This window comes from Collinsella sp. AM18-10 (assembly GCF_003471585.1).
Lineage (GTDB): Bacteria > Actinomycetota > Coriobacteriia > Coriobacteriales > Coriobacteriaceae > Collinsella.
Window position 1 is genome coordinate 1 of sequence record NZ_QRJO01000036.1, and the last position, 2,288, is coordinate 2,288.

The following is a 2,288-nucleotide window of genomic DNA, read 5'->3' on the forward strand; positions in this document are numbered from 1 at the left end:
CCGGGCGCCTGCCGCTCGGGCCCACTCCGCTTGCGGCCGCCTGGGCGGGCATCGTGCTGGGCAGCCTGCCCCTCTACGCGCTGGGGCTCGGCGTGGCCCTGCGCCTCGGCCGCAACGCCGCCATCGGCGCCGGCGCTGCGGGGGTGCTCCTCGCGTTCTTCTCGGTGGGCGGACTTGCGCACGGCCTCATGACCGGCGAGCTCACCGGTGCCCTGGCGACGCCCCTGAGCTGGGTGCCGCTCGCCTGGCCCGCTCGCCTGGGGTCGCTCGGGGTGGAGGCCTTCATCGACGCCGCACGCGCGGCGGGCCCTCTCCTCACGACTGCGCTCGCAGGCCTCGTGCTCACCCTGGCAGCCGACGCCGTCCTTCTGGCCTGGTTCTGCCGCTTCGAGGACGGGAGGGCAGATGCGTAGGAGGCCGCTCGCCGCCATGCTCGTCCTCCTCTCCGCAGCGCTCGTCCTGGGCGGGAATGCCCTGCTCGACGCCGGCTGGGGGTCGGCGCTGCGCGCAGGGCTCTGGACCGCTGAGTGCGGCGCTAGTACAATTCCGACGAGAGTTTCAGGAGGTCGAACATGGCGAGGATACTGGCAGTGGATGATGAACGGGCGATCCTCGACGCGCTCGCGCGCGTCCTCGGCCGCGACGGCCATGAGGTCGTCAGGGCGGCCGACCCGACGGCGGTCCCGGGGATGGACCTCTCGCGCTTCGACCTCGTGCTCTGCGACGTCATGATGCCGGGGCTCGACGGCTTCGAGCTCGTGCGGCAGATCCGCCCGGACTTCGACGGGCCCATCGTCTTCCTGACCGCGCGCGTGGCCGAGGAGGATGCCGTGGCCGGCTACGGCCTGGGCGCCGACGACTACGTCCGCAAGCCCTTCGGGGCCGCGGAACTGCGCGCCAAGGTCGCGGCCCATCTACGCCGTGAGCGCCGGCCGCGCTCGCACGCTCTCTCCTTCGGGGAGGTGCGGATCGACCTCGGGGCGCGCGACCTCTCCGTGGGCGGCGAGGCCGTGCCGCTCACTCCCACCGAGTACGCCATCTGCGAGTACCTCGCGCGCCACCCCGGGCAGGTCATGAGCCGCGCGCAGATACGCGAGGCTGTGCTCGGCTGGGAGAGCGACGCCGACGACGCGGCCATATCCATGCAGGTCAGCCGCGCCCGGAGGAAGCTCTCCGAGGCCGGCGCCGATCCGATCGCGACCGTCTGGGGGATGGGGTACAAGTGGCAGCTCTGAGGATCGGGGCGCGAGGTCGCGGGGGCATGCCGCTCTCCTTCGTCATCGCGCGCTACTTCGCCTACGCGTTCGCGGCGGTCGCCACGGCGTGGCTCGCCTCGTTCATGGTGCTCTCCGTGGCGATCAACGCGGGCTTCGTCTACGAGGCAAGCTGGGGGCCGGCCAATGCGCGCGAGGTCGCGGAGGGCCTGGCACGCGACGGCGTCTGCGGGCAGCAGGACGTGCCGACGGCCTACCGCTACCTCATCCTGAGCAAGGACGGATACGTGCTGATGACAGACCTCGAGGGCACGCGGCTCGAGGATGCGACGGAAATGGCCAGTACGGCACTCGCCGCGGATCCGGGCACAGTGGAGATCGAGGGCGGGGGCTCGGGCCTCACCTACGCTGCGTTCCCGCTCAAGGGCGGCGGGGCCTGCGCGCTCGTCAGCGAGTACCTGCCGCAGTGGGTCTCGCGCGATCTCGCCGGCCTGCTTCCCAACCCGCAGAACCTCATGCTCGTCGGCGCCGCTGTGGGAAGCGCGCTCGCGCTCGCGCTCGTGGCGCGCCGTGCGAGCCGCGTGATCTCGCGCAAGATGGCGCCGCTCGCGGAGGCGGCGGGGCGCGTCGGCGCGGGGGAGCTCGACTTCGCGGTCGGCAGCACCAACGTGCGCGAGGTGAACGACGTCCTCGCCGCGATGGACGCCATGCGGGCCTCCCTCGCCGAGTCGCTCGAGGCCCGCTGGGCCGCGGAGCGGGGGCAGCGCGAGCAGATGGCGTCGCTCGCCCACGACCTCAAGACGCCGCTCACCGCGCTGCGCGCCAACGCCGACTTCGTGGCGGAGGAGCTGGAAGACGAGAATGACAGCGACCTCTCGGCCGCCGCGCGCGACATAGCCGGCGGTGTCGAAAGGCTCGACGGCTACGTGCGCCTGCTCATCGAGGCCTCGCGCGGGTCCGGCGGGGCGGAGAGGGCCCCCATGCGGCCGGCCGAGCTCTGCGAGCAGGTCCTCGCCGAGGCCGCCCAGATCGCCCGGGCGCGAGGCGTGACGCTCGACGCGGCCACGGGCCCCG

General features: G+C 73.1%; 2 protein-coding genes and 1 pseudogene. All 3 read left to right on the plus strand.

Features of this window, described 5'->3' with window-relative positions; genetic code table 11:
* Positions 1–413, plus strand: a pseudogene (locus tag DW211_RS10160) (lantibiotic ABC transporter permease); the annotation flags it as partial.
* A gap of 159 nt (positions 414–572) precedes the next feature.
* The gene (locus DW211_RS09970) at positions 573–1,235 is read left to right on the plus strand and encodes a response regulator transcription factor (protein ID WP_118260593.1); all 663 of its coding nucleotides are present in this window, start codon (positions 573–575) and stop codon (positions 1,233–1,235) included.
* 26 nt (positions 1,236–1,261) lie between these two features.
* Positions 1,262–2,288: HAMP domain-containing sensor histidine kinase (locus DW211_RS09975; RefSeq protein WP_147357266.1), on the plus strand; the 1,027-nt coding region annotated here is incomplete at its 3' end.